This is a genomic window from Pseudomonas sp. NFPP07 (assembly GCF_900115645.1).
In the GTDB taxonomy this organism is placed as follows: domain Bacteria; phylum Pseudomonadota; class Gammaproteobacteria; order Pseudomonadales; family Pseudomonadaceae; genus Aquipseudomonas; species Aquipseudomonas chlororaphis.
In genome coordinates this window covers 29367-55069 of the sequence record NZ_FOXG01000009.1, presented here as the reverse complement: position 1 = coordinate 55069, position 25703 = coordinate 29367, and the positions used below count along the sequence as shown (strand labels likewise).

Below are 25703 nucleotides of genomic sequence, written 5' to 3'. Positions count from 1 at the left end.
GGAGCGAGCTTGCTCGCGATCGATTCCAAAGCGCCTAGAGCCCCCTACCCCCCCTCGTTCCCACGCTGATCCGCTTTTCATTGAGCTGAGTCAAAGCCTGTTCCTTGACGATCCTTACCATTGGACCTAGCCAACTCGAATCGTCCTTTGGAGCTCCCATGCACAAGCCCCTGCTCAGCGCCTCCCTGTTCGCGCTCGCGCTCGCCGCCCCGATCGCCCACGCCCACGAAGCCGGCGACATCATCGTTCGCGCCGGTGCCATCACCGTCAATCCGAAAGCCGACAGCGGCGACGTCAAGGTCGATCGCGGTCCATTGGCCGGTGCCAACCTCGGCGGCAAGGCGACCATGAGCAGCGACACTCAGCTGGGCCTGAACTTCGCCTACATGCTGACCAACAACGTCGGTATCGAACTGCTCGCTGCCACCCCGTTCGAGCATGACGTCAAGCTCAAGGGCACCGCGCTGGACGCCGCCAACGGCAAGCTCGGTACCCTCAAGCACCTGCCGCCGACCCTGAGCGTCGTGTACTACCCACTGGACCACAAGGCCGCCTTCCAGCCTTACGTGGGTGCCGGTATCAACTACACCTGGATCTATGACGAACACGTCGGCAGCCGTGCCAGCGCCGCCGGTTTCGACAATTTCCGGGCGAAGAACTCCTGGGGCCTGGCCTGGCAGGTCGGTGCCGACTACATGCTGACCGACAACGTGATGATCAACGCCCAGGTGCGCTACGTCGACATCGACACCACCGCCTACGTGAACAACAACGCGGTCGCCGGCGGCACCCGGGCCAAGGTCGACGTGGATGTCGATCCATGGGTCTACATGGTCGGCCTGGGCTACAAGTTCTAAATCGGCCAGACAAAAAAAGGCGCCTGCAAAGGCGCCTTTTTTCATCGCTGGGGAAAGCTCAGCGGCCCAGCAAACGTGCCAGCCCGACGCTCATCGGCGTCGGTTCGGGGAGTTTGAAGCGCTGCAACAGGCGCTGGTTGTTCGCCCGCGAATGGCGAATGTCCCCAGAGCGCGCCGGGCCGTAGCTGATCGGTGGCAACTGCCCTACCACCTCGCCCAGGACCTCGAGCAATTGCTTGAGGGTGGTGGCCTGGTTCAGGCCGACATTGACCGCGCCGACTTCCAGTTGCGGTGTTTCCAGGGACTGCACCAGCACGTCCACCAGGTCTTCGACATACATGAAATCGCGAGTTTGCTCGCCATCGCCGAATACGGTGATCGGCAGGCCTTTCTGCGCGCGCTCGCAAAAGATGCTGATGACCCCGGAGTACGGCGAGGATGGATCCTGGCGCGGCCCGAAGATGTTGAAGAAGCGGAAGATCGCCGGCTCCAGCCCATGCTGGCGGCGATAGAAATCAAAGTAGTACTCGCTGGCCAGCTTGTCCGACGCATAGGGCGTCAGTGGTGCCTTGGGCGTGTCTTCGTCGATCGATTCGCCCTCGCCATTGTTGCCATACACCGCCGCGCTGGAAGCAAACAGCACACGCTTGACGCCAGCCTGGCGCATGGCTTCGCAGACGTTGAGGGTGCCGATGAAGTTGCTCTGGTGGGTACGCACCGGGTCGTCCACCGAAGCCTGTACCGAAGCGACCGCCGCCAGGTGCGCCACCGCGCGGCAGCCGCTCATGGCCCGCGCCACCAGGGCCGCATCGGCGACGTCGCCTTGGATCAGTTCGACCCGTGGGTTGTCCAGCGGCAGGTTGCCGGGTTTACCCGTGGACAGATCGTCGAGGATCCGCACCGAGTAGCCCTTGGCGAGCAAAGCGTCGGTCAGGTGCGAACCGATGAAGCCGGCACCGCCGGTGATCAAGATTGGGCCATCAGCCATGACGATAAAACCTATCCAGTAGAGCCGGGAGTGCCGCGCGCCAGGCGCGAGGCTTGATCCCGAAGGTGTGCAGAATTTTTTTGCAGGCCAGCACCGCGTGCTGCGGTTCTTCGGCAGCGTCCGGCCGGGCGGCGTGGGCCTGGGCGGTCGGCGCTTCGATGGCCAGCGGATGCAGGCTGCGGGCCTCGGTGAGGATCGCCTGGCCCAGCGCCAGCGGCGTGGTCGCCTCATGGCCGGCGTAGTGGTAAGTGCCCCACAGCGGCGCGGCGCAATCGAGTTGCTTGAGTACGGAGATGATCACCCGGGCGGCATCGTCCACCGGCGTCGGGTTGCCCCGGCGGTCGTCGGCCAGCAGCAGCTCTTCGGGTTGCTCGGCACGGGCCAGGAAACGCCCCAGGGTGCCTTCGGCGCTATCGTCCAGCAGCCAGCCGAAACGCAGCAGCACATGCTGTGGGCAGGTGGCGCGCACATTCTGCTCGATCCGCCACAAGGCCTGGCCACGCAGGCCCAGCGGTACCGGTTCGTCCTTTTCGCTGTAGGCGGTGGCCCGCGAACCGTCGAACACGCGGTAGCTGGAAGGCTGCAGAAGTATGATGTTGTGATGCTGGCACAGCTCGGAAAGCCGCTCGACCGCTCGTTCCTGGCTGGCCAGGCGTGCCTCGGGGACACTCTCCGCCTGGAACCAGTCGAAGTAGTACGCAAGGTTGATCAAGGCATCCGGACGGGTGTCGTCGAGCAGTTGCGTCAGGCTCGCGGCATCCCAGCCGTCTTGCGGCGGACGGGGGGCGAGGAAACCGATGTCTTCCTCCGCACCGAGGCGAATCAGCGCCTGCCCAAGGGCATTTCCGCCGCCCAGTAACATAAGGCGCATTCGCATAGAGTCAGCAGGCCCAATCTGTTCGGAACGATGGTTTGAATCGGCCAGACCCGCGGGTCTGGCCATGAATATTGCTCAGAATCGTTGCATTTTGCGGGTTTCCGGCGCAACCGTCACTGAGAAAGTGTAGAGCAACAAAGCACACAGCCCTTCAGGGCCGCTGCCGCCAGCGGCGACAAGGCAGGCTTGCAACTTCACTCCGGCGGTCGCATAACGTTGTGCATGAACCTTCCCCAGATCCCCGCCAACGCCCTGCCGGGTTTTCATCCCGCGGTCAGCGCCTGGTTCGACAGCTGCTTCCCGGCGGCGACCGCCGCCCAGGCCCGGGCCTGGCCGCTGATCCGCCAGCGCCGTTCGACGCTGATCGCCGCGCCCACCGGCTCGGGCAAGACCCTGACCGCCTTCCTCGCGGTGATCGACGAGCTGGTGCATCGCGGCCTGGAAAACGGCGGCACGCTGCCGGAGCAGACCCTGGTGGTCTACGTCTCGCCACTCAAGGCTTTGAGCAACGATATCCAGATCAACCTGCAGGACCCGCTGGCCGGGATCACCGCGCAACTCGAACGCATGGGCCTGCCGCAACTGCGCATCAGCACCGCGGTGCGCACCGGCGACACCCCGCAGAAAGACCGCAGCGCCATGCGCAAGAGCGCGCCGCATATCCTGGTGACCACCCCCGAATCGCTGTATGTGCTGCTGGGCTCGGCCTCCGGCCGGCAAATGCTGGCCAGCACGCGCACGGTGATAGTCGATGAGATCCACGCCATCGCCGCCAGCAAACGCGGCAGCCACCTGGCGTTAAGCCTGGAGCGCCTGCAAGCGCTATGCGCCGAGCCGCTGACGCGCATCGGCCTGTCGGCCACGCAGAAGCCCATCGAAGCGGTGTCGCGTTTCCTGGTGGGCCATGAACGCCCCTGCGAGATCGTCGATATCGGCCACGCCCGCCCCCGGGACTTGGCCATCGAAGTGCCGCCCGTGCCGCTGTCGGCGGTCATGGCCAACGACGTCTGGGAACGGGTCTACGAACGTATCGCCGAACTGGCGCGGGAACACCGCACCACCCTGGTGTTCGTCAACACCCGGCGCCTGGCCGAACGCCTGAGCCGCCACCTCAGCGAACGCCTGGGCAAGGACGCGGTGGCCGCCCACCATGGCAGCCTGGCCAAGGAGTTTCGCCTGGACGCCGAACAGCGCCTCAAGCGCGGCGACCTGCAAGTACTGATCGCCACCGCCTCGCTGGAACTGGGCATCGATATCGGCGATGTCGACCTGGTGTGCCAGATCGGCTCGCCGCGTTCGATCTCGGCCTTTCTACAAAGGGTTGGACGCTCCGGGCACCAGGTCGGCGGCACGCCCAAGGGCCGCCTGTTCGCCCTGAGCCGCGACGACCTGATCGAATGTGCCGCCCTGCTCGACTGCGTGCATCGCGGCGAACTCGACACCCTGCAGATCCCCAGGGCGCCGCTGGATGTGCTGGCGCAGCAGATCGTCGCCGAAGTCAGCAACCAGGAATGGCAGGAGCAGCCGCTGCTGGAGATGATCCGTCGCGCCTCGCCCTACAGCGACCTCGACGAAGGGCATTTCCAGGCGCTGCTGCGCATGCTCGCCGAGGGCTACAACGGGCGCCAGGGCATTCGCAGCGCCTATCTGCATCGCGATGCCGTCAACCGTAGCCTGCGCGGCCGGCGGGGCAGCCAGCTGACGGCGGTGACCAGCGGCGGCACCATCCCCGACAACGCCGACTACGCCGTGCTGCTGGAGCCCCAGGCGCTGAATATCGGCAGCGTCAACGAAGACTTCGCGGTGGAAAGCATCGCCGGCGATGTGTTTCAGCTGGGCAACACTTCGTACCGCATCCTGCGGGTGGAAACCGGCCGGGTGCGGGTCGAGGACGCCCACGGCCAGCCGCCGACCATTCCGTTCTGGCTCGGCGAAGCCCCCGGGCGCAGCGCCGAACTGTCGTTTGCCGTGGCGCGCCTGCTGGGCCGGCTCGACGAGTTGCTCGGTGCCACCCCCGGCCAACTACAGCCCGCCCTCGACTGGCTGGGCGACAGCCTGGGCCTGGACGCCGCCAGCGCCGAACAACTGGTCGAGTACCTGGCCCGCGCACGCCAGGCCCTGGGCGCGCTGCCGTCCCAGGACACATTGATCATGGAGCGCTTTTTCGATGAGTCCGGCGGCACCCAACTGATCATCCACACGCCGTTCGGCAGCCGGATCAACCGCGCCTGGGGCCTGGCGCTGCGCAAGCGCTTCTGCCGCACCTTCAACTTCGAACTGCAGGCCGCCGCCAGCGAAGACGCCATCGTGCTGTCGCTGTCCACCGGCCACAGTTTCGAGCTGGACGACGTCTGGCGTTACCTGCACAGCAACAGCGCCGAACACATCCTGGTCCAGGCCGTGCTGGAGGCGCCGCTGTTCGGCGTGCGCTGGCGCTGGAATGCCGGCGTGGCCCTGGCGCTGCCGCGCTTTGTCGGCGGGCGCAAGGTAGCGCCGCAGATCCAGCGGATGAAAAGCGAAGACCTGATCGCCAGCGTGTTTCCCGACCAGATCGCCTGCCTGGAGAATCTCGCCGGCGAACGGCAGATTCCCGATCACCCGCTGGTGGAACAGACCCTCGACGACTGCCTGCACGAAGCCATGGACAGCAAGGGCTGGCTGGCACTGTTGCGGCGCATCGAGCGCGGCGAGCTGCGCCTGATCAGCCGCGACCTGCCGGCGCCCTCGCCCCTGGCCGCGGAAATCCTCAGCGCCCGGCCCTATACCTTCCTCGACGACGCACCGCTGGAAGAGCGCCGCACCCAGGCCGTGCTCAGCCGCCGCTGGAGCGACCCCGAGTCCAGCGACGACCTCGGCGCCCTGGACGCCGAGGCCATCCAGTCGGTGCGCGAGGAAGCCTGGCCCGCCCCCGGCAACCCGGACGAAATGCATGAAGCGCTGATGAGCCTGGCCTGTATCAGCGAGGACGAAGCCCAGGCCAACCCGCGGTGGACCGACTGGCTGCAAGCCCTGGCGGACAGCGGGCGCGCCAGCCGCCTGCAGATCGGCGACGGACAGGCCCTGTGGCTGGCCGTCGAGCGCCTGGGCTGCCTGCGGGCGATTTATCCACAGGCGCCACTGCAACCGCTCCTCGAGGCGCCGCCCGGCTTCGATGAGCGATGGCAGCGCGATGAAGCGGTGGTCGAAGTGATTCGAGCCCGGCTCAGCGGCTTCGGCCCGTTGCCGCTGGAGAGTATCGCCATGCCCCTGGGCCTGAGCGCCGGCGAGGTCACCCAGGTCCTGGCGCAGCTGGAAGGCGAAGGTTATGTGCTGCGCGGCCGCTTCAGCCCCGGCGAGGCCCGGGAAGAGTGGTGCGAACGGCATCTGCTGGCGCGGATTCATCGCTACACCGTCAAACGCCTGCGCCGGGAAATCGAACCGGTGTCGCTGCAGGACCTGATGCGTTTTCTGTTCGACTGGCAGCACCTGTCCAGCGCCACCCAGGGCCAGGGCAGTGCCATGCTGGCGCAGACGGTCGCCCAGTTCGAAGGCTATGCCGCCGCGGCCGGTGCCTGGGACAGCGACCTGCTGCCGGCGCGGATCAAGGATTACTCCGCCACCTGGCTGGATGAGCTGTGCCGCAACGGCAAAGTGGTCTGGAGCCGGCTCAGCGCGCCGCACAAAACCGCCGGCGCGACCCTGCGCAATACGCCGATCGTGCTGCTGCCGCGCAACCAGGTCGCGCTGTGGAGCGGGCTGGGCGCACAGCCCGACAGCAGCGAGCTGTCACCCAAGGCGCAGAAGGTCCATGAGGCCCTGAGCCAGCACGGCGCCTTGTTCTTCGATGAATTGCAGCATGAAGCCCATATCCTGCGGACCGAACTGGAGATCGCCCTGCAGGAACTGGTGGCCGCAGGGTGGGTGAATGCCGACAGTTTTGCCGGCCTGCGTGCCTTGATCACCCCGGCCAGCAAGCGTCTGGCCCGTAGCGGCCGACGCGGGCGCGGGGCCGTGGTCGGCGGCATGGACGATGCGGGGCGCTGGGCGCTGCTACGGCGTCCGTCGCCAGTACCGGAGGGCGTCGGCGGTCATGGGCAGGCAACCCCACCGGCCACCCTGGAACACATCGCCATGACCCTGTTGCGGCGTTATGGCGTGGTGTTCTGGCGCCTGCTGGAGCGCGAGGCCGACTGGCTGCCGAGCTGGCGCGAACTGCTGCGTACTTTCCATCGGCTGGAGGCCCGCGGCGAAATTCGCGGCGGGCGTTTTGTCAGCGGCCTGGCCGGCGAGCAGTTCGCCCTGCCCGAGGCCATCGCCCTGTTGCGTGAAGTGCGCCGCCGCCCGCTGGATGGCAGCCTGATCGCGGTGTGTGGCGTCGACCCGCTGAACCTCGCCGGCACCTTGCTGCCCGGGCCGAAGGTCCCGGCCCTGGCTGGCAACCGGCTGGTGTACCGCGACGGCCTGCCCGCAGCCGCCGAGATCGCTGGCAAACCGCATGTCTGGCTGGACCTTGAGCCGCAGGCCAGCCTTGAGCTGCGGACCCGGTTGATTCGCCACTGATATCGGGCCGTGGGCGGCCTGGTGCATCGCGCCAGCCTTATCGCGAGCAAGCGTCGCTCCTACAGAAGCGGGTTGATTGCTCAGCTCGATATTTGCCTTCAGGTCAAATATCAAATACCGGAACCGCTATTTTTCCGCACGATTCAAATCCGGACACTGCGCTCCATTGTCAAATCCACCGGAGTTGCAGCCATGCCCATTGCCTTGCTCGCGCTGACCCTCAGCGCCTTCGCCATCGGGACGACTGAGTTCGTCATCGTTGGCCTGTTACCCACCATCGGCGCCGACCTCGGCGTCAGCCTGCCATCCGCCGGGCTGCTGGTCAGCCTGTATGCCCTGGGTGTCGCCGTCGGCGCGCCGGTGCTCACCGCGCTGACCGGCAAGGTCCCGCGCAAACTGTTGCTGCTGTCGCTGATGGTGCTGTTCACCCTCGGCAACCTGCTGGCCTGGCAAGCGCCCAGCTATGAATCCCTGGTCCTGGCGCGAATCGTCACCGGCCTGGCCCATGGCGTGTTCTTCTCCATCGGCTCGACCATCGCCACCAGCCTGGTGCCCAAGGAAAAAGCCGCCAGCGCGATTGCCATCATGTTCACCGGCCTGACGGTGGCCCTGGTCACCGGCGTGCCGCTGGGGACCTTTATCGGCCAGCATTTCGGCTGGCGCGAAACCTTCCTCGCGGTGTCCGCCCTGGGTGTGATCGCCTTTATCGGCAGCCTGATCTACGTGCCGAAAAACATCGCCCACAGCAAACCGGCGTCCTTGCTGCAACAACTGCAAGTGCTGAAACAACCGCGCCTGCTGCTGGTGTACGCCATGACCGCAGTGGGCTACGGCGGCTCGTTCATCGCCTTCACCTTCCTCGCGCCGATTCTCCAGGACATTTCCGGCTTCAGCGCCAGCACCGTCAGCCTGGTGCTGCTGGTCTACGGGATCTCGGTCGCCGTAGGCAACATCTGGGGCGGCAAGCTGGCGGACAAGCGCGGCCCGATCAGCGCCTTGAAGATCATCTTTGCCCTGCTGGCCGGCGTGCTGTTCCTGCTCACCTTCACCGCCGGCAACCCGTGGCTGGCACTGGCCACCGTACTGGTGTGGGGCGCCGTGGCCTTCGGCAACGTACCGGGCCTGCAGGTCTACGTGGTGCGCCAGGCCGAACACCACACCCCGCAAGCGGTAGACGTGGCCTCGGGCCTGAACATCGCCGCCTTCAACCTCGGCATCGCCGGCGGCGCCTGGGGTGGCGGCCTGATCGTCGCCCACCTGGGGCTGATCCACACTGCCTGGATCGGTGGCCTGGTGGTACTGGGCGCCCTGGCCCTGACCGCCTGGAGCGGCCGCCTGGATCGCCTCGGCCCGGTGTACGCCGAGCCGGCCGAGGGGGCGAGCCGGGTGGTGGTCGGGCATTGAGCCCACCAGCAGCCCCCAACCAGAAAAGCGCAGCCCTGACCGGCTGCGTTTTTTTATGCCCGGCCGTAAAGGGTGGCGCCTGGTGGGGCTGGCGTCAGCGACTGCCCGGCGCAGGGTTTGCCACCGCCGGGCGGCCCATCGCCCGCCAGCCCGCGGCTACGGGCTGGAAAACACCGTCCGTAGGAAGGTCGAAACTTTCCCGTCAGCCGGGCAGTCATCAAAAGACAGAGGTGGTTCGAAGGCCCCAAGACGGGAGCGGACATGGCGGCGATTCATATCGGTATTTCCGGCTGGCGCTACAAGCCCTGGCGTGGAGATTTCTACCCCGAGGGGCTGACGCACAAGCGCGAGCTGCAATTCGCTTCGCGCGCAGTCAACAGCATCGAAATCAACGGTTCGTTCTACGCGCTGCAGACCCCCGAGCGTTATGCCGACTGGTATGCCGATACGCCCAAGGACTTCGTGTTCAGCGTCAAGGCGCCACGCTACATCACCCATATCCTGCGGCTGCGGGATGTGCACAAGCCGATCGCCAACTTCTTCGCCTCGGGCGTGCTGGAGCTCAAGAACAAGCTCGGACCGATCCTGTGGCAGTTTCCGCCAAGCTTCCGGTTCGACGCCGAGCTGTTCGGCGCCTTTCTTCAGCAATTGCCCGCCGATACCGAACAGGCCGCCGCCCTCGCCCGCCAGCACGAACCACGCCTCAATGGCCACGCCAGCACCAAGGCCTACGGCAAAAAAGCCATGCGCCATGCCGTGGAAATTCGCCACGCAAGCTTTGCCGTGCCCGAATTCACCCATCTGCTGCGCCAGCACGGCGTGGCACTGGTGGTGGCCGACACCGCTGGCAAGTGGCCCTATTGCGAGGACCTGACCGGTGATTTCGTCTACTTGCGGCTGCACGGCGACAAGGAGCTGTACGCCAGCGGCTATACGCCCCAGGCCCTGAAGCGCTGGGGCGACCGGATCGAGGCCTGGCACAACGGCAAACAACCCGCCGATGCCCGGCTGATCGACGCCCGGCACACCCCCAGGGCGCGCAAGAGCCGGGAGGTGTTCTGTTATTTCGACAATGATCTCAAGGTCCGCGCGCCCTTCGACGCCCGTCGCTTGCTGCAGCGCTTCGGACTCGACAAGACACTGGCGACAGCGCCCGGCGAGCCTGCCGCGCCCGGGGTGCTGCCATGAGCCATGACGAGTCGGCCCACAACCCGGTACCGCCCGCGATCGGGCTCGCCGCCGCGCGCCGCTTCACGGTGCTGACGGTAAATACCCACAAGGGGTTCACCGCCCTGAACCGGCGCTTCATCCTGCCCGAGCTGCGCGAGGCGGTGCGCAGCGTGGCCGCCGACGTGGTGTTCCTGCAGGAGGTGCACGGCGCCCACGACCAGCACCCGCAGCGCTACAACAATTGGCCGAGCATGCCGCAATACGAATTCCTCGCCGACAGCATCTGGCCGCAGTTCGCCTATGGACGCAATGCGGTGTACCCGGCCGGCGACCACGGCAATGCGCTGCTCTCGAAATTCCAGATCATTCGCTACGACAACCTCGACATCTCCCTGTCCGGGCACGAGAGCCGCGGCCTGCTGCATTGCGTGTTGCGCCTGCCCGGCGATGCCCTGGAAGTGCACGCCATTTGCGTGCATCTGGGGTTGCGCGAAAGCCATCGCCAGCAACAGCTGGATCTGCTGCTGCAACTGATCGCCGAGCTTCCCGTCGATGCGCCCTTGATCGTCGCCGGCGACTTCAACGACTGGCGGCTGCGCGCCGATGCACAGCTCGCCCCCAGTGGCTTGCAGGAGGCCTTTGTCAGCCAGCACGGCAAACCGGCGCGCAGCTTCCCCGCGCGCCTGCCGCTGCTGCGGCTGGACCGGATCTACGTGCGTCACCTGAAAATCCACCGCCCCCAGGTCCTGGCCTCCCATCCCTGGTCCCATCTCTCCGATCATGTACCGCTGTCGGTCGAGGTCGAGTTATGAACGACATGCCCCTGGAAAAAACCACGGTGGACCACCCGCCTGACGCGGGGCTGGCCCATGAGCCGCTACGGATGGACCTCGAATACGGTTGGCACAGCAACAACCGGGTGGTGCTGCTGGAGAATGGCGAGGCGTATTTTCCCCGGGTGTTCGAAGTGCTGCGCCAGGCGCAGAACGAGATCCTGCTGGAGACCTTCATCCTCTTCGAGGACAAGGTCGGCCATGAGCTGCACCGTATCCTGATCGAGGCCGCACAGCGTGGCGTGCGTGTCATCGTCAGCCTGGACGGCTTCGGTTGCGGCGAATTGAGCACCGAGTTCCTTGCCGCCATGAGCAATGCCGGGGTGCGCTTGCAGATATTCGACCCGGCGCAGCCGATTTTCGGGGTGCGCACCAACTGGTTCCGCCGCCTGCATCGCAAGATCGTGGTGGTCGACGGCGCCATCGCCTTTGTCGGCGGGATCAATTTCTCCGCCGACCACCTGGCCGATTTCGGCCCCCAGGCCAAACAGGATTACTCGGTAGAGATCCAGGGGCCGGCGGTGGTGGATATCCACCATTTCGCCCTGCTGCAAGGCGACCGCCCGGCCCGCGCCCGCTACTGGTGGCAACGCCGCCGGCAGCGCCGCGCGGAGCTGGCCCTGACCGACCATGACGGCCAGGTGCGCCTGGTCTACCGCGACAACCGCCAGCACCGCAGCGATATCGAAGAGGTCTACCGCCAGGTATTGCGCGGGGCCCGCCAGCGGGTGGTGATCGCCAATGCCTACTTCTTCCCCGGCTATCGGCTGCTGCGCGAGATCCGCAACGCCGCGCGCCGTGGCGTCGAGGTGCGACTGATCCTGCAGGGCGAGCCGGACATGCTGGTGGCCAGGCTGGCGGCGCGCATGCTCTACGACTATCTGCTCAAGGACGGCGTGACCATCTACGAATATTGCGAACGGCCACTGCACGGCAAGGTGGCGCTGGTGGACGACGACTGGAGCACCGTGGGCTCGAGCAATCTCGACCCGCTGAGCCTGTCGCTGAACCTGGAGGCCAATGTGCTGATCCGCGACCGGGCGTTCAATCGCGACCTGTTCGAGCGCCTCGACCGACTCAGTCGCGACCACTGCCAGGCCATGCCGGCCAAGGGCTCCGGGCGTGGCCGCTTGTGGCGCCTGACCGTGGGCTTCCTGGTGTTTCACATCCTGCGTCACTTCCCGGCCTGGGCCGGCTGGCTACCCGCCCACAAGCCGCAATTGAAGCCCTTCGGCCAGGCCGCCACCCCGCGGGAGTCGCCCCATGAGCCGCACTGACGCCCATGGCTCGACGCCCGCCGCGTCGCACTCCCGATCGCGCTGGCAACGCCTGAAGAAACCGCTGACCATCGCCTTCTTCCTGCTGTTGATCGTGCTGTTCACCCTGCTGGCCCGGCGCATCGACTGGAGCGAAGTACTCGGCACCCTGGCCGACTTCAAGGTGCGCACCCTGATCATCGCCGCGGGCCTGACCCTGGCCAGCTTCCTGGTCTATGCCTGCTTCGACCTGATCGGTCGCACCTACATCCGGCAGAACCTCGGCTGGCGGCAGATCCTGCCGGTGGGGTTCATCAGCTACGCCTTCAACCTCAACCTCAGCGCCTGGGTCGGCGGGATCGCCATGCGCTACCGGCTGTACTCCAGGCTCGGGGTGAGCACCGGCAATATCGCCAAGATCCTCGGCCTGAGCCTGGCCACCAACTGGTTCGGCTACATGGTCCTGGCCGGCACGGTATTCGCCAGTGGCCTGATGAAGTTGCCGCCCGGCTGGCAACTCAGCAACGGCGCGTTGCAGGGCGTGGGCGTCCTGCTGCTGGTGCTGGGCGTGGGTTACCTGGCGGCCTGTCGGTTTTCCCGACGGCGCGAGTGGTCGATACACGGGGTCGAGATCAACTTGCCCTCGTTGCACATGGCCCTGCTGCAACTGGCCCTGGGCGCACTCAACTGGTCGCTGATGGCAGCGGTGATCTTTACCCTGCTGCCCAGCAAGCTCGATTACCCGGTGGTGCTCGGGGTGCTGCTGATCAGCAGCATCGCCGGGGTCATCACCCATATTCCGGCGGGGCTCGGGGTGTTGGAGGCGGTGTTTATCGCCCTGCTGCAACATGAGGTGTCCCGCGGCAGCCTGCTGGCCGGGTTGATCGCCTACCGGGCGATCTACTTCATCCTGCCGCTGCTGATCGCGCTGCTGATGTACCTGGTGGTGGAGGCCAGGGCCAAGGCGTTGCGCGTGGAGAAAAATCCGCGCCAAGGCAGCTGAGGCTATCGCGCAAACGCGCGCGCTCCTCTCCAGGAGCGAGCTTGCGCGCCTATTCGAGCAACGCCTTCAACCAACGCTTGCGACTATCGCGACTGAATGATGCTCAAGCGTTCTCCCACCACCATTTCCGTGATCCAGTCCACCAGGATCGAGGTGTAGGCCTGCTGCGACACAGGATCGCTCAGGGCATGGTCGGCGCCGTCGATGATCCGGTGGGTCATGGAATGGGTCTGCTGGCAGGCCGCGCGGTAGCTCATGAAGGTGGCATGGGGCACATGCTCGTCGTTTTCCGACTCCACCAGCAGCACATCCCCGGTGAACGTCGAACAGGCATGCAGCGCCCGGTTGCTGTCGGCACGCACCAGGCTGCTGCGGTAATCCAGCAGGTCGGCCTTGTCCAGGTCGCGCTTGGGGCTGTTCCAGGCTTCGTCGCGGTACAGCGCCGGGACCCGCAGCGCCAGCCAGCGCACCGGTCGCAGCGAGGTCAGGATGCTCGCCAGGTAGCCACCGTAACTGGTGCCCACCACCGCAATCGCCGAGGTATCGAGGGCCGGATGGGCCAGCAGGCGGTCATAGGCCGCCAACAGGTCGCGCAGGTTGTCTTCGCGGGTCACCCGGTTCAGCGGGATGCCGCTGCCGGCATGGCCCCGCAGGTCGAAGGTCAGGCACACGCAACCCAGCCCGGCGATGCCGCGGGCGCGCTCCAGGTCGCGCTCCTGGCTCCCACCCCAGCCGTGGACAAACAGTACGCCGGGGACTTTCGACTTGGGGCTGAGGAAAGTCCCGCGCATCTGCTCGTCATCGATGTCGATTTGAATGCTTTCGCTTCTAGCCGTCATAGGATTGGACCGTTACATATTTGAGAAGAAAATCACTGTGTTCCGCGGGCCCGCGATAGACCTCGATGGCATCGGTCGGCAAGGGCCGGTCGACATAGGTTTCCACCGCGGACACACGAATCGCGCGCATCTCCGGATGATCGATAAAGGCCTGCAAAGCCGCCACCTCGGCGCTGCTGGCACCGCCCATGCGCCACGATTGCTCGAGTACGCCGCTGCGCTGCCGGCCTTCGGCGTCCAGGCCCTGGGCGATGTCGTAGTTGCGCCGGGAGGCGAAAAACCGTGGATAGGCCTCATCGGCGGCGGCGTCGAAAACCCGCGCCTGCTGCACCGCCAGGCGCACTTCCTGCGGCAGTTGCAGTGCCAGCAACTCAGGGTAGCCACCCTGCACCACCAACAGCTCGGAACCGCCGTAGACCTGCTCGCCGTCGGCGTCTTCGGTCAGGTACTGCTGGCCGCAGTAACTGAGGACGTGGTCGGCGATAAAGGACTGGCCGACGCTGTAGGTAGCCACCTGTTGCAGATCCTGCTCCAGGACCACGCCTTCATTGAACTGCCGGGCGACGTCCGGTTGCGCCAGCAGCTCGTCGAAGCGATCCAGGTTCTCGATCACCTGCTGGCCGCGACCGGCGCAGGCATGGATCGGTTTCATGCGGATCGGCCCGCTGTAAAGCAAATGACTGGCCGCTGGCCGGGCGTCATTCAGGGAAAACACGCTCAGGCCGTCCAGCACCACATTGCGCACCCGCTGGGAGAACAGCGGCGCCCAGCCCGGCGGGGCCACGGCGTTCCTGTTCAACAGACCATGGGTAATGGCCTTGGTGCAGATAAAGTCATGCTCGACATACCCGCCCCACAGATCGTCCGGCCCCTTGAGCCGCAATTGCCGGGCCGCGGCGGGGCCGACGATGGTCTGCGTCGGCAACAGGTACAGCTCGTCCTGGCGATGCACGAGCGGGTCGTAGTCACCGGCGAACTCCAGCCCGAGGATCTGCGCCAGCCAGCGGGCCAGCGCGCGATTGGTCTCCACGACATGCTGCGAGGCCCCCGGATGGACCGAGTGGGCGACCACCCGTTTCTTGCGTTGCGTCGGGGTCATGCGTCCCCCTTCGTCATCGGCGTGATGAATGTACAAGACAGGGTGCAGGGATCACGCCAAGGCCAGGGGGAAGTCGAATGCCCCCATGGAATAAGCGCTCCAGGCCATCGCTGCTGGCATTGCGCCTGTTTTATTTTGCACGATCGGCCCGCAACGCCCGGTATTTTGCACGACCCGCAGGGTCAGCCCTGCCCGGCCCGCGCCAGCGGTGCCGGCGGGGTCACGCCGAAACGCGCGCGATACTCGCTGGGCGCAAGCCCCGTGATCTTCTTGAAGGTGGCGCGGAACGCCCCCGGGTCCTGGTAACCGACCGTCCAGGCGATATGGTCGATGGTGCCGTTGGTGAACTCGAGCATTTCCCGTGCCTTGCCTACCCGCAAGTGCTGGCAATATTCAGTGGGCTTGAGCCCGGTGGCGGCCCGGAAGCGCCGCAGGAAGGTGCGCTCCTCCAGCCCGGCCTGCTGCGCCATGACGGCAAGGGAAACGTCCACCGCGCCATTGGCCTGCAGCCAGTGCTGCACCTTGAGGATCGCCGCGTCGCCATGGCCGAGGATCGGCGCGAAGTTACTGCCGCACTGGCTGGCGCTGTCGCTGTGTTCGATCACCAGGAAACGCGCGGTGCCGCTGGCGATGCTCGGGCCCAGCAGGCGGTCGACCAGGCGCAGCCCCAGCTCGGACCAGGCCATCAGGCCGGCGGTGGTGATCAGGTCGCCGTCGTCGACGATCGGCTTGTCGGCGTTCAGGCGGATGTTCGGGTAGCGCTCGGCGAACCGCTTCGCCGAGGTCCAGTGGGTGGTGGCGCTGCGGCCGTCGAGCAGGCCACTTTCGGCCAGCAGGATCGAACCGACACAGACCCCGCCCAGGGTCGCGCCATTGGCATGCTGCTGGCGCAGCCACTGGATCAGTGCCTGCGGTGCCTGCGCCTGGGAAAAACCGGCCACCGAGGGCGGGATCAGCACCGCCAGCAATGGACCGTCAGCACCCGGGCGACTGTCGTACACCCGTACGGGCGCCTGGTCGGCCTGGGCCTGCCAGTGGCTGATGCGCAGCAGCGGCAACTGTGTGCTGCGCTGTTCGGCGGCAATGCGGTTGGCGACCTCGAACAGGTCAGTCAAACCATGCACCGCGGCCATCTGTGCGCCGGGATAGATCAGCACGCCCAGTTCGGCCACTGCGCTTTCCATACCCATTGTCAGTTTTCCCCCTGCTATTGTCGGTGCGGCCAATCCTCGACCGGCCCGCCGGAGCCAATACTGGACTCCACAGCCAACCACTACTTCAGAGGAAACACCCATGGCCAAGCAAGCGCTCATCGTAATCGATATCCAGAACGACTACTTCCCCAACGGCAAGTGGCCCCTGGTCGGCGCCGAAGCCGCCGCCGACAACGCCGCGCGGCTGATCCAGGCCTTCCGCGACAGCGGCCAGCAGGTGGTGCACATCCGCCACGAATTCACCTCCGACGGCGCACCGTTCTTCACCCCCGGCTCCAGCGGCGCGCAACTGCATCCGAAGGTCAGCAACCGCGCCGACGAGCCGGTGGTGCTCAAGCACTTCGTCAACTCGTTCCGCGAAACCGAGCTCAAGGCCATTCTTGACCAGCACGGCATCGAACAACTGGTGGTGGTCGGCAGCATGAGCCACATGTGTGTGGAAGGTACCGCCAGGGCCGCCGCCGACCTGGGCTACCCGGTGAAAGTGATCCATGACGCCTGCGCCACCCTCGACCTGGAGTTCAATGGCCAGCGAGTCGCCGCGGCACAGGTTCAGAGCGCAGTGATGTCAGCCCTGGCGTTCGCCTATGCCAGCGTCTTGTCCACCGAAGAGTTCCTTGCCGCCGAACGCATCACTCCGGCCTGAGCCCACGGCTGCGGTGAGTTTTCCCTCACCGCAGCCGCCGTGCAGCCCGATCTTCACGGACAACCGGTGCAGAAACAGCCAGGTCCATGGCGCACGACATACATGTTGTTTCAAGCAAGGCAACTTAACCGAACAACTTCACGAATGATTCTTACTACCAAATAAACAACCTCCCCCTTGAATAAGTCCATACAGTAAATTCGCCCATACAACTCAATAAAGCCCAAACCAACAAGTCACCTATTCAATAGCCAACTAATAGTCAGCCTAAGAATAGTTATTTCAAATCCTGCCTTGCCCCCCCTTCCCAAAGTATTCCCTTTATAAATTGCCGCGTTTATTTCCTTTGGTTACTTCTCTTGCATATAAAAAAAAGCAATACACTCTATAGCCGAACACCACACCAAAAAATCTTGTACTACCCCGAACCCATTGACTAAAACCCACAAAAACAGGTCATCACCGTCAATCCACAAGACTGTTCGCAACAGTACAAACACATTATTCCCAGGCTTTCCCAACGAACCAGAAAAGCGTATTGCAGCCAGCTCGCTCGGTTTACTTGCAAAACTCTCGGCCTTGGCTAAGTTGATGACTAATCGCGATCCAAGTGTTCTCCAACGGGGCAAAAACCAATAAGAACCTTTCGAGGAATTCAATAACCAAACATCTCCCCTGCCTTACAAGCTGAACTGACACGGAATAAGTCATATCAATCAAGAGGGATGCTTGATGAAGCGCAGCTCGTTGCCTCGTGCCTTCTCGCTGAAGGGTACGACTGAGAATTACTGGCTCTCGTTATTCCTGTTCTCGACCCTCGTGGTCGCCAGCTTCCTGCTGTTCGAACAGCAGATCCAACAACTGCTGAACCATCTGGGCAGCTTGCTACCCACCGACCCCACGCAACGTTTAGGCCTGGCCCTGCTGCTGGTAGCCCTACTGACGCTGGATGTGCTGCTGCCAGTACCTTCAAGCCTGGTGGCGCTGCTGGCCGTGGCAGCCCTGGGTGCCATCGGCGGCTACCTGGTGATCTTTATCGGCCTGTGCCTGGGAGCCTGCCTGGGCTACTGGCTGGGGGCGGGCTACTTTCGCCTGCTCTCCAACTGGCTCGGTCTCAGAAGCTGGCAACCCGGGCAACTGGCCTATCGCCTCAGTACCTTGTCGCTGGTCTGCCTGCGTGGTGTGCCAGTGCTGGCCGAGACCTCGGTGCTGGCCGCCGGCATGCAGCGCTACCCACAGCGCCAGTTCCTGCTGGTCACCACCCTGGCCAACGCCGGACTGGCCCTGGCCTACAGCGCCATCGGCAGTCTGCTGGTAGAGCAGAATGCCCTGCTGGCGACCATTCTCGCCAGCATGGTCCTGCCGGGTCTGTTCCTGGGCGGCCGCAGCCTGCTCAAGTCACGCGTCGCGCAGCCGCAGGGTGATCGAGCGCGCTCCCTGGAGGGTCGCTTCGAGGTGAGCTACCACTATCCGGTACTGTTCACCGACCACATCTTCCAGGCGGACAATGCCTGCCTGCACCAGCAACTCACCCGGCAGCATCCGGGGCGGACCACCGTGCTGGTGTTTGTCGACGAGCAACTGCTGCAGTGCTCCGCGCAATTACCACGGCAGATCAGCGATTACTTCAGCGCCCACACCGCCGACCTGCATCTGCAGGCCGCGCCGATCGCGGTGCCGGCGGGGGAACTGAGCAAAACCCCGGAAGTGCTCCAGCAGTTGTATGCGCACATGCTGCAGCATGGCCTGGACCGGCACTGCTATGTGCTGGCCCTGGGCGGCGGAGCGGTACTGGACGCCGTGGGCTACGCCTGCGCCACCTTCCACCGGGGCATGCGCCTGGTCCGCATCCCGACCACGGTGCTGGCCCAGAACGACGCGGGCATCGGGGTGAAAAACGGCATCAACGCCTTCGCCCAGAAGAACCTGCTGGGGGCGTTCTACCCCGCCACGGCAGTGATCAACGACTTCCAACTGCTGCTCAGCCTGTCACACCGGGACCAGATCGCCGGCCTCGCCGAGGCGGTGAAAGTCGCGGTGATCAAGGATCATGCGTTCTTCCAGTGGATGGAGCAGCAGGTCGAGGCCCTGGCCAGTTTCGAGCACAGCGCCAGCCGTTATGCCATCCGCCGCTGCGCCGAGCTGCACCTGGGCCATATCAATGGTGCCGGCGACCCCTTTGAACGGGGTAACGGCCGGCCTCTGGATTACGGCCACTGGGCCGCCCACAAGCTGGAAAACCTCAGTCGGCACCGCTTGCGCCATGGTGAGGCGGTGGCCGTGGGCATGGCTCTGGATGCGCTCTACGCCAACGCCATCGGCCTGCTGTCCGATGGGGAAGCCCAGCGCCTGCTGCACGTGCTCGACAAGCTCGGCTTCAACCTGTGCCCCGTGGAACTGCGCCTGAAAGACGCCCAGGGTGGCTCTCTGGTGCTGCAAGGGCTGGAAGAGTTCCGCCAACACCTGGGGGGGCAGTTGTCGATCCCGATGCTCAACCGCCTGGGCCAGTCCATCGATGTGCACCACATCGAACTGCCAGTGATGGAACAGGCCCTGTTGCGCCTGGCCAGCTTCGGCAGAGCGGACTTCGCCTGGAGCGAGGGCTGCGCGCAATGACGCCTTCAGCACTGAGCACCTGGCTGACCCTGGGGCGGGTCTCCAACCTGCCGACGGTATGGACCAACACCCTGGCCGCCGCCCTGCTGGCCAGCAGCGCCACCGCCCTGGCGCCGCCCTCGTCGCTGGTCTGGACCCTGCTGCTGGTGGTGCTCTCGGCGCTCTACCTGGCAGGCATGCTGCTCAACGACCTGCTGGATGCCGACTGGGATCAGCGGCACCAGAACCCGCGCCCCATTGTCCTCGGCCTGATCAGCCGCACTCAGGTGAGCCTGGCCACCATCGCCCTGCTGCTGTTGGCGCTGCTGTCGCTGCTGGGGCTCAGCCAGTTGATCGCCCAGCCTCGCTGGCTGCTGGCCAGCGCCGGGTTGTTGCTGCTGTTCATCCTGGCCTACAACCTGCTGCACAAAAAACACCCCCACAGCGTCTGGCTCATGGGCGGCTGCCGCTCGGCCCTGTACCTGACCGCCGCCGCCAGCCTGGCCATGCCACCGCAACCGTTGTGGTTGTGCGCCGCGTTGCTGGGCGCCTACATCGCCGGCCTGACTTACCTGGCCCGGCTGGAACATAAGAACCAGTTGCTCAGCCGCCTGCCGCTGCTGCTGATGCTCAGCCCGCTGGCCCTGGCCGCTTACGCCGACAACGGCGTGTTCTGGCTGGTGCTGCTTCTGTGGCTGGGCTGGTTGGGCTGGCACTACCGGCGCCATCTGGCCAACCCGCGGCAGCGACAGATCCGTGCCTTTATCGGTGCCGGCCTGGCCGCCCTGCCACTGTTCGATGCCCTGGTGCTGGCCCTGGCCAACCAACCCCTGGGCAGCCTGCTGTGCGTACTGGTGTTTTTCCTGCTTCCCCACCTTCAACGCTGGATCAAGCCGACATGAGCATGGACGTCATTGCCCCATCCTCGAATGCGCTCGCCCCCCGCCATGCCGCCTTCGCCGAACGGCGCCGGCAGCTCGACGGACAGCTCGACCCCGACACCCGCCGCTGGTGGCAAGAGGCCCTGGAACAACTGGCCCGGAAGCCTTCGGCCAATACCCTGGTGCTGCTCAGCAGCCAGTGCAAACGCCGCCTCGGTGACAGCCTGGTGCCCGACAGCCCAGGCTGGACCCGGAGCCAGCTGGCCCGCGCGCTGTTGTTGGCGCAGCTTCTGCAACAGCAGGCCAGCGCCGATCGGTTGCCCTTGTTGCGCCAGCTGTTCCTCTGGGCCGACGACTCGGAAAAGAGCGCCCTGCTCAAGGCCCTGGACGACCTGGATAGCCAAGGCCACAGCCTCGACCTGGCGCTGCAGGCGGGGCGCACCAACAACCGCGAGGTGTTCGCCGCCATCGCCCTGGACAACCCCTTCCCGGCCCGCCACTACAACGACCGGGCCTTCAATCAACTGGTGCTCAAGAGCCTGGGCATGGGCCTGGACAGCCGCCGGATCAACGGTCTGGCCCAGCGCCGCAGCGTCGATCTCAACCAGCTGGCGCTGGACCTGATGGAGGAGCAATTGGCGGCGCAGCGCAACGTTTCCGACGGGTTGCCCCAGGCCATCGCCTTCGAGTTGTTGAGCCCGGCCCAGCGTCTGCGTCTGCGCGACCTGTGCCAGCAGCGAAGACTGCCGCCGCACTGGCTCGAACACCTCCCGGCCGACGCCTGAACAAACCAGGCGCCACCACGGTTTTCTACAACCACATCAGGGACTCACCATGCTGAAATACTTCGACCCGCATATTCATATGGTCAGCCGCACCACCGACGACTATCAGAACATGGCCGCCGCTGGCATCACCGGGGTGATCGAGCCGGCTTTCTGGCAAGGCCAGGCGCGCACCAGCGTCGGCAGCTTCATCGACTACTTCGATACCCTGCTGGGCTGGGAACGCTTTCGCGCCAGCATGTTCGGCATCCACCACTTTTGCACCATCGGCCTCAACCCCAAGGAGGCCAATGACCTGTCGCTGGCCAACGAGGTGCTGGAGATCCTGCCGCGCTATCTGGTCAAGGACGGCGTCGTGGCTGTAGGGGAAGTCGGCTACGACGACATCACCCCGGAGGAAGACCGCTTTCTCGCCGCGCAACTGGAACTGGCCAAGCAGTTCAACCTGCCGGTGCTGGTGCACACCCCGCACCGCGACAAGATCGGCGGCACCAAGCGCACCCTGGCGGTGATCCGCGAAGTGGGCATCGCCGAACATCTGGTAATCATCGATCACCTCAACGAACTGACCCTGCCCCTGGTGCTCGACAGCGACTGCTGGCGCGGGCACTCCATCTACCCCAACACCAAGATGTCGGAGCAGCGCATGGTGGCCCTGCTCAAGGAGTACGGCACCGAGAAAATGGTGGTCAACAGCGCCGCCGACTGGGGCATCAGCGATCCGCTCAAGGTGCCCAAGACCGGACAGGCCATGCTCGCCGCCGGCTTCAGCGAAGCCCAGGTGGAGCAGGTGCTGTTCCACAACCCGGTGGATTTCTTCGCTCAGAGCGGGCAGCTGGACAAGCAGTGGGTGAGTGCCCCGCTGCCCATCGATCAGCGTCGTCAGTGGCAGGACAACTCCGCCCTGCGCGGCCAGGAACCGGTGGTCAAATGAGCGCTCGTCGGGGCTGGAGCGCCGCCCGGATCGGCTATTGCAGCAACGTGCACCCGGCCCCCGACCTGGCCACGCTGAGCGCCTCGATCGAGACGCACTTCCAGGGCGTGCGCCAGCAACGCGGCCTGCCCGAACAGGACAGTGGGTTGTGGATCAGCGCCCAGGCGGCGGCCGAGCTGCAACAGCCGCAGGCCCTCATGGGATTTCTCAGGTTGTTGCGGCACAGCGGGCTGCGCCTGACTTCGCTCAATGGTTTTCCCTACGGCCAATTCCACCAGGGTGCGGTGAAAGCCGAAGTCTATCTGCCCAACTGGGCCGACCCGCAGCGCCTGGAGTACAGCCTGCAACTGGCGCGGATCCTCGCCGCGGCCCTGCCGCAGGATTGCCCCAAAGGGGTGATTTCCAGCGTGCCGCTGGGGTATGCCGCCACCTGGAGCCTGGCCCACCGGCAACGGGCCGAGCAACAGCTGCGCCAGCTGACCCAGGCCCTGGCCAGGCTGCGCCGGGAGACCGGCAAGCAGATTCTGTTCTGCCTGGAAATGGAGCCCGACTGCGTGCTGGAGCACACCGACCAGGCCATCGAATTCTTCCGCCGCTGGCAAGCCACGGATCCTCATCATGAGCATCTGGCCCTGTGCTTCGATGTCTGCCATCAAGCCGTGGTCTTCGAGCATTGCCATGACGCCCTGGAGCGGCTGCGCCAGGCGGGTGTGCCGGTGGGCAAGATCCAGCTCTCCAATGCCCTGATCTGCCGTCTGCCGGACGCGGACCCGCTGCGGCGCCAGCAGGTGCTGACGGCCCTGGGGGACTTTGTCGAGGCCACCTATCTGCATCAGGTCAAAGCCCAGAACCACCAGGGCCGCCTGCTGGCCTGGCCGGACCTGCCCGCCGCGCTGCAGGCCGGCGAGCTGGCGTCCTGCCCCGAGCTGCGCATTCATTTCCATGTGCCGCTGTTCAGCGAGCAGTTGTTGCTGCCCGAACTCAGCGGCAGCCAGAGCGCGCTGTTGCAGACCTTCGATTACCTGGCGGAGCACCCGGAAGTGCGCCCGGTACTGGAGGTGGAAACCTACAGCTGGAATGTGCTGCCCGCTCCGCTGCGGCCACAGACCGAACAGGCGCTGCTCCAGGGCATCGTTGCCGAGTTGCGCTGGGTCGAAGGGCAATTACGCGAGCGGCAACTGCTGAGCGCCCCATCCCCCGCGCAGGAGGCCTGCCCCCATGGTGTCTGAAACGAGCTGCCCACCGCTGTTGCTGATCAATGTGGTTGGCTTGACGCCGAGCCTGCTGGGCGAGGCCACGCCACGGATCAATGCCCTGCTGCGCAACGCCGCGATGACCAGCCTGCAACCGGTGTTCCCGGCCGTGACCTCGACCGTGCAGGCCTCGCTGCTGACCGGCCTGACGCCCGCGGAACACGGCATCGTCGGCAACGGCTGGTACTTTCGCGACCAGGCCGAAGTGCGCTTCTGGCTGCAATCCAACGCCCTGGTCCAGGGGGAAAAGGTCTGGCAGACCCTCAAGCGCCAGCGCCCCGACTTTCGCTGCAGCCAGTTGTTCTGGTGGTTCAACATGTACGCAGAGGTGGATGCGGCCATCACCCCACGCCCCCACTACCCGGCCGATGGGCGCAAGGTGTTCGGGCTCTATTCGACGCCCGCCAGCCTGCACCAGACCCTCGAGCGGCAGATCGGCGAGTTTCCCTTCCCCGGTTTCTGGGGCCCCGCGGCGGGCATCGCCTCCAGCCGCTGGATCGTCGATTGCGCCATGGCCGAGTTCCAGCTCAACCGACCCGACCTGCAACTGATCTACCTGCCGCACCTGGATTACAGCCTGCAACGCCTGGGCCCCCAAGCCCCGTCGATCGCCGACGAGGTCCGCGCCATCGACCAGCAGGTGGGGCGCCTGCTGAGCTTCGCCCAAGCCCAGGGCGCCAGGGTGATGCTGCTCTCCGAATACGGCATCGAGGCGGTCCGGCAATCGGTGTCGATCAACCGCCTGCTGCGCCGTGAAGGATGGCTGCAGGTCCGCCAGTCGCTGAGCTGGGAATTGCTCGACCCTGGCGCCAGCGCCGCCTTCGCCGTGGTGGACCATCAGGTCGCCCATGTCTACGTGAAACGCGCCGAGGACGTGGCCCGGGTCAAGGCGCTATTGCAGCGCCAGCCGGGCATCGAGCAGGTGCTGGACAAGCCCGCGCAACGGGACTGGCAACTGGACCACGAGCGCAGCGGCGAACTGGTGGCGGTGGCCGCGGCCGGCTACTGGTTCGATTACCGCTACTGGCTCGACGACGGCCTGGCCCCCGACTTCGCCCGCACTGTGGACATCCACCGCAAGCCGGGCTACGACCCGCTGGAACTGTTCATCGATCCGGCCATCCGCTTTCCGAAACTGCGAGCGGCGCGGCGCCTGCTGCAGAAGAAACTCGGCTTTCGCTACTACATGGACCTGATCCCCCTGGATACCCGGCTAGTCCGCGGCAGCCATGGACGCTTGCCCGCCAGCCGCGCGACCGGTCCGCTGCTGATCACCAATTGCGGTCTGTCGTTGCCGGACCAGCTTCCGGCCACGGCAGTCAAGCAACTGCTCCTGCAGTACTTCCTGGAGCGCCCTCACCACGACCCGGCCAATGCCAAGGAGCTTCCATGCGGCGAGCCATCTCTATAACAGTTCTGAGTGCCGTGGCCGGTTTGGCCCAGGCCCAGAGCGCCAGCCCCTACGACTGCAGCAATTTCTTCACCTACGGGACCAGCGTCGAGAAGACCCGCAGCGACTTCCTCGCCAGCCCCGAGACCCAGGCCTGGAACTGGTTCGTCTGCCTCAACCAGCCGTCCGCCCAGGGCAGCCCCAACCGGGTCTGGGAAGGGCTCAAGCCCTCGAGTCAGGTGTTCCTGCCCAATGGTGCCCCGCCCCAGCCCTACCTGCCGGAGCAGCCTGCGCCCGACGCAGTCCTGGAACAGGCCCGGCAATTGGGGATGAACCTCGACCGGACCTTCCATGACCTGGACAGCACGCTACAGGTGGACGGCCTGCCCCTGCTGATGGGCGGCCAGGTATCGGCAGCGCAACGGGGCCAGCCGGTGCGTTTTCTCTTGCAGATGGGCCAGGGCACCTTCGACTACATCGTGCAGAAACAGGTCTACAACATGGACGGTCAGTACGCGCTGACCAGCGACCTGAAATTTCCCGAGGCCTCCTGGGAGGTAAAAACCTCGTGGATCTGGATCGGCACCGATGCCGCGTTCAAGCAACAGCTGGAAAACGACGGCTACTACGTCATCCAGGCCTACTACCCCCACCAGAACCAGTATCAGGTCGGCTATGCCGCGCTCAGCGGCATGCACGTGATCAACAAGCTGAGTCCCGAGTGGGTCTGGACCACCTTCGAGAACGTCAACAACCACAAGTACACCGTGACCAACGCCGTGCCGGCCACCCCGATGACCAACACCACCGGGCCGACGCCCCCCTCCGTACCAGTCAACAGCAGCTTCCAGGGCAACTACCCCTACCTCTCGAAGTACCAGTTGATCGGGGTCGAATTCAAACCCGTGACCCAGGTGCTGGCCAATTCGCAACTGGAGTCGGCCTTCCAGGACACCTCATCGTGCCTGGCCTGCCACGGTACCGCGGCCTACTCGAAACAGAAGGGTTACTTCAATTTCGCGATGAAAGAGGACGGCGGGATCGTCTACCCCACCACCCCGCTGCCGGCTTCGGACTTCGCCGATTACAACAAACTGGACTTTGTCTGGTCGCTTAAACGCGCCCAGTGGCAACGCTAAG

At 65.2% G+C, this 25703-nt stretch carries 20 protein-coding genes; 15 read left to right on the top strand and 5 right to left on the bottom strand.

Translation table 11 applies throughout. The features are described 5' to 3' along the window. The first annotated feature begins 158 nt into the window (after positions 1-158). On the top strand, positions 159-857 hold the full coding sequence (locus BM019_RS22900; protein WP_009045833.1) for an OmpW/AlkL family protein: 699 nt from the start codon (positions 159-161) through the stop codon (positions 855-857). Between the two features lie 58 nt (positions 858-915). On the opposite strand, the gene BM019_RS22895 is transcribed toward BM019_RS22900, so the two are convergent. Together BM019_RS22895 and BM019_RS22890 are read right to left on the bottom strand one after the other, a co-directional pair. Then, positions 916-1845, bottom strand: coding sequence for an NAD-dependent epimerase/dehydratase family protein (locus BM019_RS22895; RefSeq protein WP_092420542.1), 930 nt, complete (start codon positions 1843-1845; stop codon positions 916-918). Then, positions 1838-2722 carry a sugar nucleotide-binding protein gene (locus tag BM019_RS22890; RefSeq protein ID WP_023969342.1) on the bottom strand — a complete coding sequence of 295 codons (885 nt, stop codon included), beginning with the start codon at positions 2720-2722 and terminating at the stop codon, positions 1838-1840. The genes BM019_RS22895 and BM019_RS22890 overlap by 8 nt, the downstream gene beginning before the upstream one ends. A gap of 222 nt (positions 2723-2944) precedes the next feature. Between BM019_RS22890 and BM019_RS22885 the strand changes: the two genes are divergently transcribed. The 6 genes from BM019_RS22885 to BM019_RS22860 all read left to right on the top strand — a co-directional run bounded on the left by BM019_RS22885 (position 2945) and on the right by BM019_RS22860 (position 12927). Continuing rightward, positions 2945-7261: a DEAD/DEAH box helicase gene (locus BM019_RS22885; protein ID WP_092420539.1), complete on the top strand. Its 4317-nt coding sequence runs from the start codon at positions 2945-2947 to the stop codon at positions 7259-7261. A 192-nt stretch (positions 7262-7453) separates the two neighbouring features. Beyond that, a complete protein-coding gene (locus tag BM019_RS22880) occupies positions 7454-8665 on the top strand; it encodes an MFS transporter (RefSeq protein ID WP_009045837.1) in 1212 nt (403 codons plus the stop codon). A gap of 261 nt (positions 8666-8926) precedes the next feature. Further along, complete coding sequence (locus tag BM019_RS22875; RefSeq protein ID WP_092420536.1) at positions 8927-9853, top strand: DUF72 domain-containing protein; 927 nt, start codon at positions 8927-8929, stop codon at positions 9851-9853. After that, on the top strand, positions 9850-10647 hold the full coding sequence (locus BM019_RS22870; protein ID WP_092420533.1) for an endonuclease/exonuclease/phosphatase family protein: 798 nt from the start codon (positions 9850-9852) through the stop codon (positions 10645-10647). The genes BM019_RS22875 and BM019_RS22870 overlap by 4 nt, the downstream gene beginning before the upstream one ends. Next, the gene (gene clsB / locus BM019_RS22865) at positions 10644-11945 is read left to right on the top strand and encodes a cardiolipin synthase ClsB (protein WP_092420530.1); all 1302 of its coding nucleotides are present in this window, start codon (positions 10644-10646) and stop codon (positions 11943-11945) included. The genes BM019_RS22870 and clsB overlap by 4 nt, the downstream gene beginning before the upstream one ends. After that, on the top strand, positions 11932-12927 hold the full coding sequence (locus tag BM019_RS22860) for a lysylphosphatidylglycerol synthase domain-containing protein (protein WP_092420527.1): 996 nt from the start codon (positions 11932-11934) through the stop codon (positions 12925-12927). The genes clsB and BM019_RS22860 overlap by 14 nt, the downstream gene beginning before the upstream one ends. A gap of 83 nt (positions 12928-13010) precedes the next feature. Here the strand turns inward: BM019_RS22860 and BM019_RS22855 are convergent, their stop codons facing one another. From BM019_RS22855 to BM019_RS22845, 3 genes are all read right to left on the bottom strand, one after another. Further along, positions 13011-13766 carry an alpha/beta hydrolase family protein gene (locus BM019_RS22855; RefSeq protein ID WP_062824457.1) on the bottom strand — a complete coding sequence of 252 codons (756 nt, stop codon included), beginning with the start codon at positions 13764-13766 and terminating at the stop codon, positions 13011-13013. Next, positions 13756-14865, bottom strand: a complete 1110-nt coding sequence (locus BM019_RS22850; protein ID WP_092420524.1) for a DUF3182 family protein — start codon at positions 14863-14865, stop codon at positions 13756-13758. The genes BM019_RS22855 and BM019_RS22850 overlap by 11 nt, the downstream gene beginning before the upstream one ends. 182 nt (positions 14866-15047) lie before the next feature. After that, positions 15048-16055, bottom strand: a complete 1008-nt coding sequence (locus BM019_RS22845; protein ID WP_092420521.1) for a GlxA family transcriptional regulator — start codon at positions 16053-16055, stop codon at positions 15048-15050. Positions 16056-16158: 103 nt separating this feature from the next. Here BM019_RS22845 and BM019_RS22840 point away from each other — a divergent pair, with 103 nt between their 5' ends. The 8 genes from BM019_RS22840 to BM019_RS22805 all read left to right on the top strand — a co-directional run bounded on the left by BM019_RS22840 (position 16159) and on the right by BM019_RS22805 (position 25702). Continuing rightward, positions 16159-16725, top strand: a complete 567-nt coding sequence (locus BM019_RS22840; RefSeq protein WP_092420518.1) for a cysteine hydrolase family protein — start codon at positions 16159-16161, stop codon at positions 16723-16725. 732 nt (positions 16726-17457) lie between these two features. Next, positions 17458-19341: a 3-dehydroquinate synthase gene (locus BM019_RS22835; protein WP_092420515.1), complete on the top strand. Its 1884-nt coding sequence runs from the start codon at positions 17458-17460 to the stop codon at positions 19339-19341. Continuing rightward, a complete protein-coding gene (locus BM019_RS22830; protein ID WP_092420512.1) occupies positions 19338-20222 on the top strand; it encodes a UbiA family prenyltransferase in 885 nt (294 codons plus the stop codon). Before BM019_RS22835 ends, BM019_RS22830 begins: the two co-directional genes overlap by 4 nt. Then, on the top strand, positions 20219-20986 hold the full coding sequence (locus tag BM019_RS22825; RefSeq protein ID WP_092420509.1) for an EboA domain-containing protein: 768 nt from the start codon (positions 20219-20221) through the stop codon (positions 20984-20986). The genes BM019_RS22830 and BM019_RS22825 overlap by 4 nt, the downstream gene beginning before the upstream one ends. A gap of 49 nt (positions 20987-21035) precedes the next feature. Continuing rightward, a complete protein-coding gene (locus tag BM019_RS22820) occupies positions 21036-21920 on the top strand; it encodes a TatD family hydrolase (protein WP_092305544.1) in 885 nt (294 codons plus the stop codon). Next, positions 21917-23149 (top strand): metabolite traffic protein EboE, encoded by a 1233-nt coding sequence (gene eboE / locus BM019_RS22815; protein ID WP_092420506.1) that lies wholly within the window; start codon positions 21917-21919, stop codon positions 23147-23149. The genes BM019_RS22820 and eboE overlap by 4 nt, the downstream gene beginning before the upstream one ends. Next, complete coding sequence (locus tag BM019_RS22810; RefSeq protein ID WP_092420503.1) at positions 23139-24584, top strand: alkaline phosphatase family protein; 1446 nt, start codon at positions 23139-23141, stop codon at positions 24582-24584. Before eboE ends, BM019_RS22810 begins: the two co-directional genes overlap by 11 nt. Further along, positions 24563-25702, top strand: a complete 1140-nt coding sequence (locus tag BM019_RS22805; RefSeq protein WP_092420500.1) for a hypothetical protein — start codon at positions 24563-24565, stop codon at positions 25700-25702. Before BM019_RS22810 ends, BM019_RS22805 begins: the two co-directional genes overlap by 22 nt. Position 25703: the final 1 nt, after the last annotated feature.

What these genes read in the sequence shown, in the direction of transcription:
- BM019_RS22845 (WP_092420521.1), bottom strand. Translation starts at nt 16,055, where the DNA reads ATGGGTATGGAAAGCGCAGTGGCCGAACTGGGCGTGCTGATCTATCCC.
- eboE (WP_092420506.1), top strand. Translation starts at nt 21,917, where the DNA reads ATGAGCGCTCGTCGGGGCTGGAGCGCCGCCCGGATCGGCTATTGCAGC.
- BM019_RS22885 (WP_092420539.1), top strand. Translation starts at nt 2,945, where the DNA reads ATGAACCTTCCCCAGATCCCCGCCAACGCCCTGCCGGGTTTTCATCCC.
- BM019_RS22850 (WP_092420524.1), bottom strand. Translation starts at nt 14,865, where the DNA reads ATGACCCCGACGCAACGCAAGAAACGGGTGGTCGCCCACTCGGTCCAT.
- BM019_RS22890 (WP_023969342.1), bottom strand. Translation starts at nt 2,722, where the DNA reads ATGCGAATGCGCCTTATGTTACTGGGCGGCGGAAATGCCCTTGGGCAG.
- clsB (WP_092420530.1), top strand. Translation starts at nt 10,644, where the DNA reads ATGAACGACATGCCCCTGGAAAAAACCACGGTGGACCACCCGCCTGAC.
- BM019_RS22875 (WP_092420536.1), top strand. Translation starts at nt 8,927, where the DNA reads ATGGCGGCGATTCATATCGGTATTTCCGGCTGGCGCTACAAGCCCTGG.
- BM019_RS22900 (WP_009045833.1), top strand. Translation starts at nt 159, where the DNA reads ATGCACAAGCCCCTGCTCAGCGCCTCCCTGTTCGCGCTCGCGCTCGCC.
- BM019_RS22870 (WP_092420533.1), top strand. Translation starts at nt 9,850, where the DNA reads ATGAGCCATGACGAGTCGGCCCACAACCCGGTACCGCCCGCGATCGGG.
- BM019_RS22880 (WP_009045837.1), top strand. Translation starts at nt 7,454, where the DNA reads ATGCCCATTGCCTTGCTCGCGCTGACCCTCAGCGCCTTCGCCATCGGG.
- BM019_RS22835 (WP_092420515.1), top strand. Translation starts at nt 17,458, where the DNA reads ATGAAGCGCAGCTCGTTGCCTCGTGCCTTCTCGCTGAAGGGTACGACT.
- BM019_RS22855 (WP_062824457.1), bottom strand. Translation starts at nt 13,766, where the DNA reads ATGACGGCTAGAAGCGAAAGCATTCAAATCGACATCGATGACGAGCAG.
- BM019_RS22895 (WP_092420542.1), bottom strand. Translation starts at nt 1,845, where the DNA reads ATGGCTGATGGCCCAATCTTGATCACCGGCGGTGCCGGCTTCATCGGT.
- BM019_RS22830 (WP_092420512.1), top strand. Translation starts at nt 19,338, where the DNA reads ATGACGCCTTCAGCACTGAGCACCTGGCTGACCCTGGGGCGGGTCTCC.
- BM019_RS22825 (WP_092420509.1), top strand. Translation starts at nt 20,219, where the DNA reads ATGAGCATGGACGTCATTGCCCCATCCTCGAATGCGCTCGCCCCCCGC.
- BM019_RS22810 (WP_092420503.1), top strand. Translation starts at nt 23,139, where the DNA reads ATGGTGTCTGAAACGAGCTGCCCACCGCTGTTGCTGATCAATGTGGTT.
- BM019_RS22840 (WP_092420518.1), top strand. Translation starts at nt 16,159, where the DNA reads ATGGCCAAGCAAGCGCTCATCGTAATCGATATCCAGAACGACTACTTC.
- BM019_RS22820 (WP_092305544.1), top strand. Translation starts at nt 21,036, where the DNA reads ATGCTGAAATACTTCGACCCGCATATTCATATGGTCAGCCGCACCACC.
- BM019_RS22805 (WP_092420500.1), top strand. Translation starts at nt 24,563, where the DNA reads ATGCGGCGAGCCATCTCTATAACAGTTCTGAGTGCCGTGGCCGGTTTG.
- BM019_RS22860 (WP_092420527.1), top strand. Translation starts at nt 11,932, where the DNA reads ATGAGCCGCACTGACGCCCATGGCTCGACGCCCGCCGCGTCGCACTCC.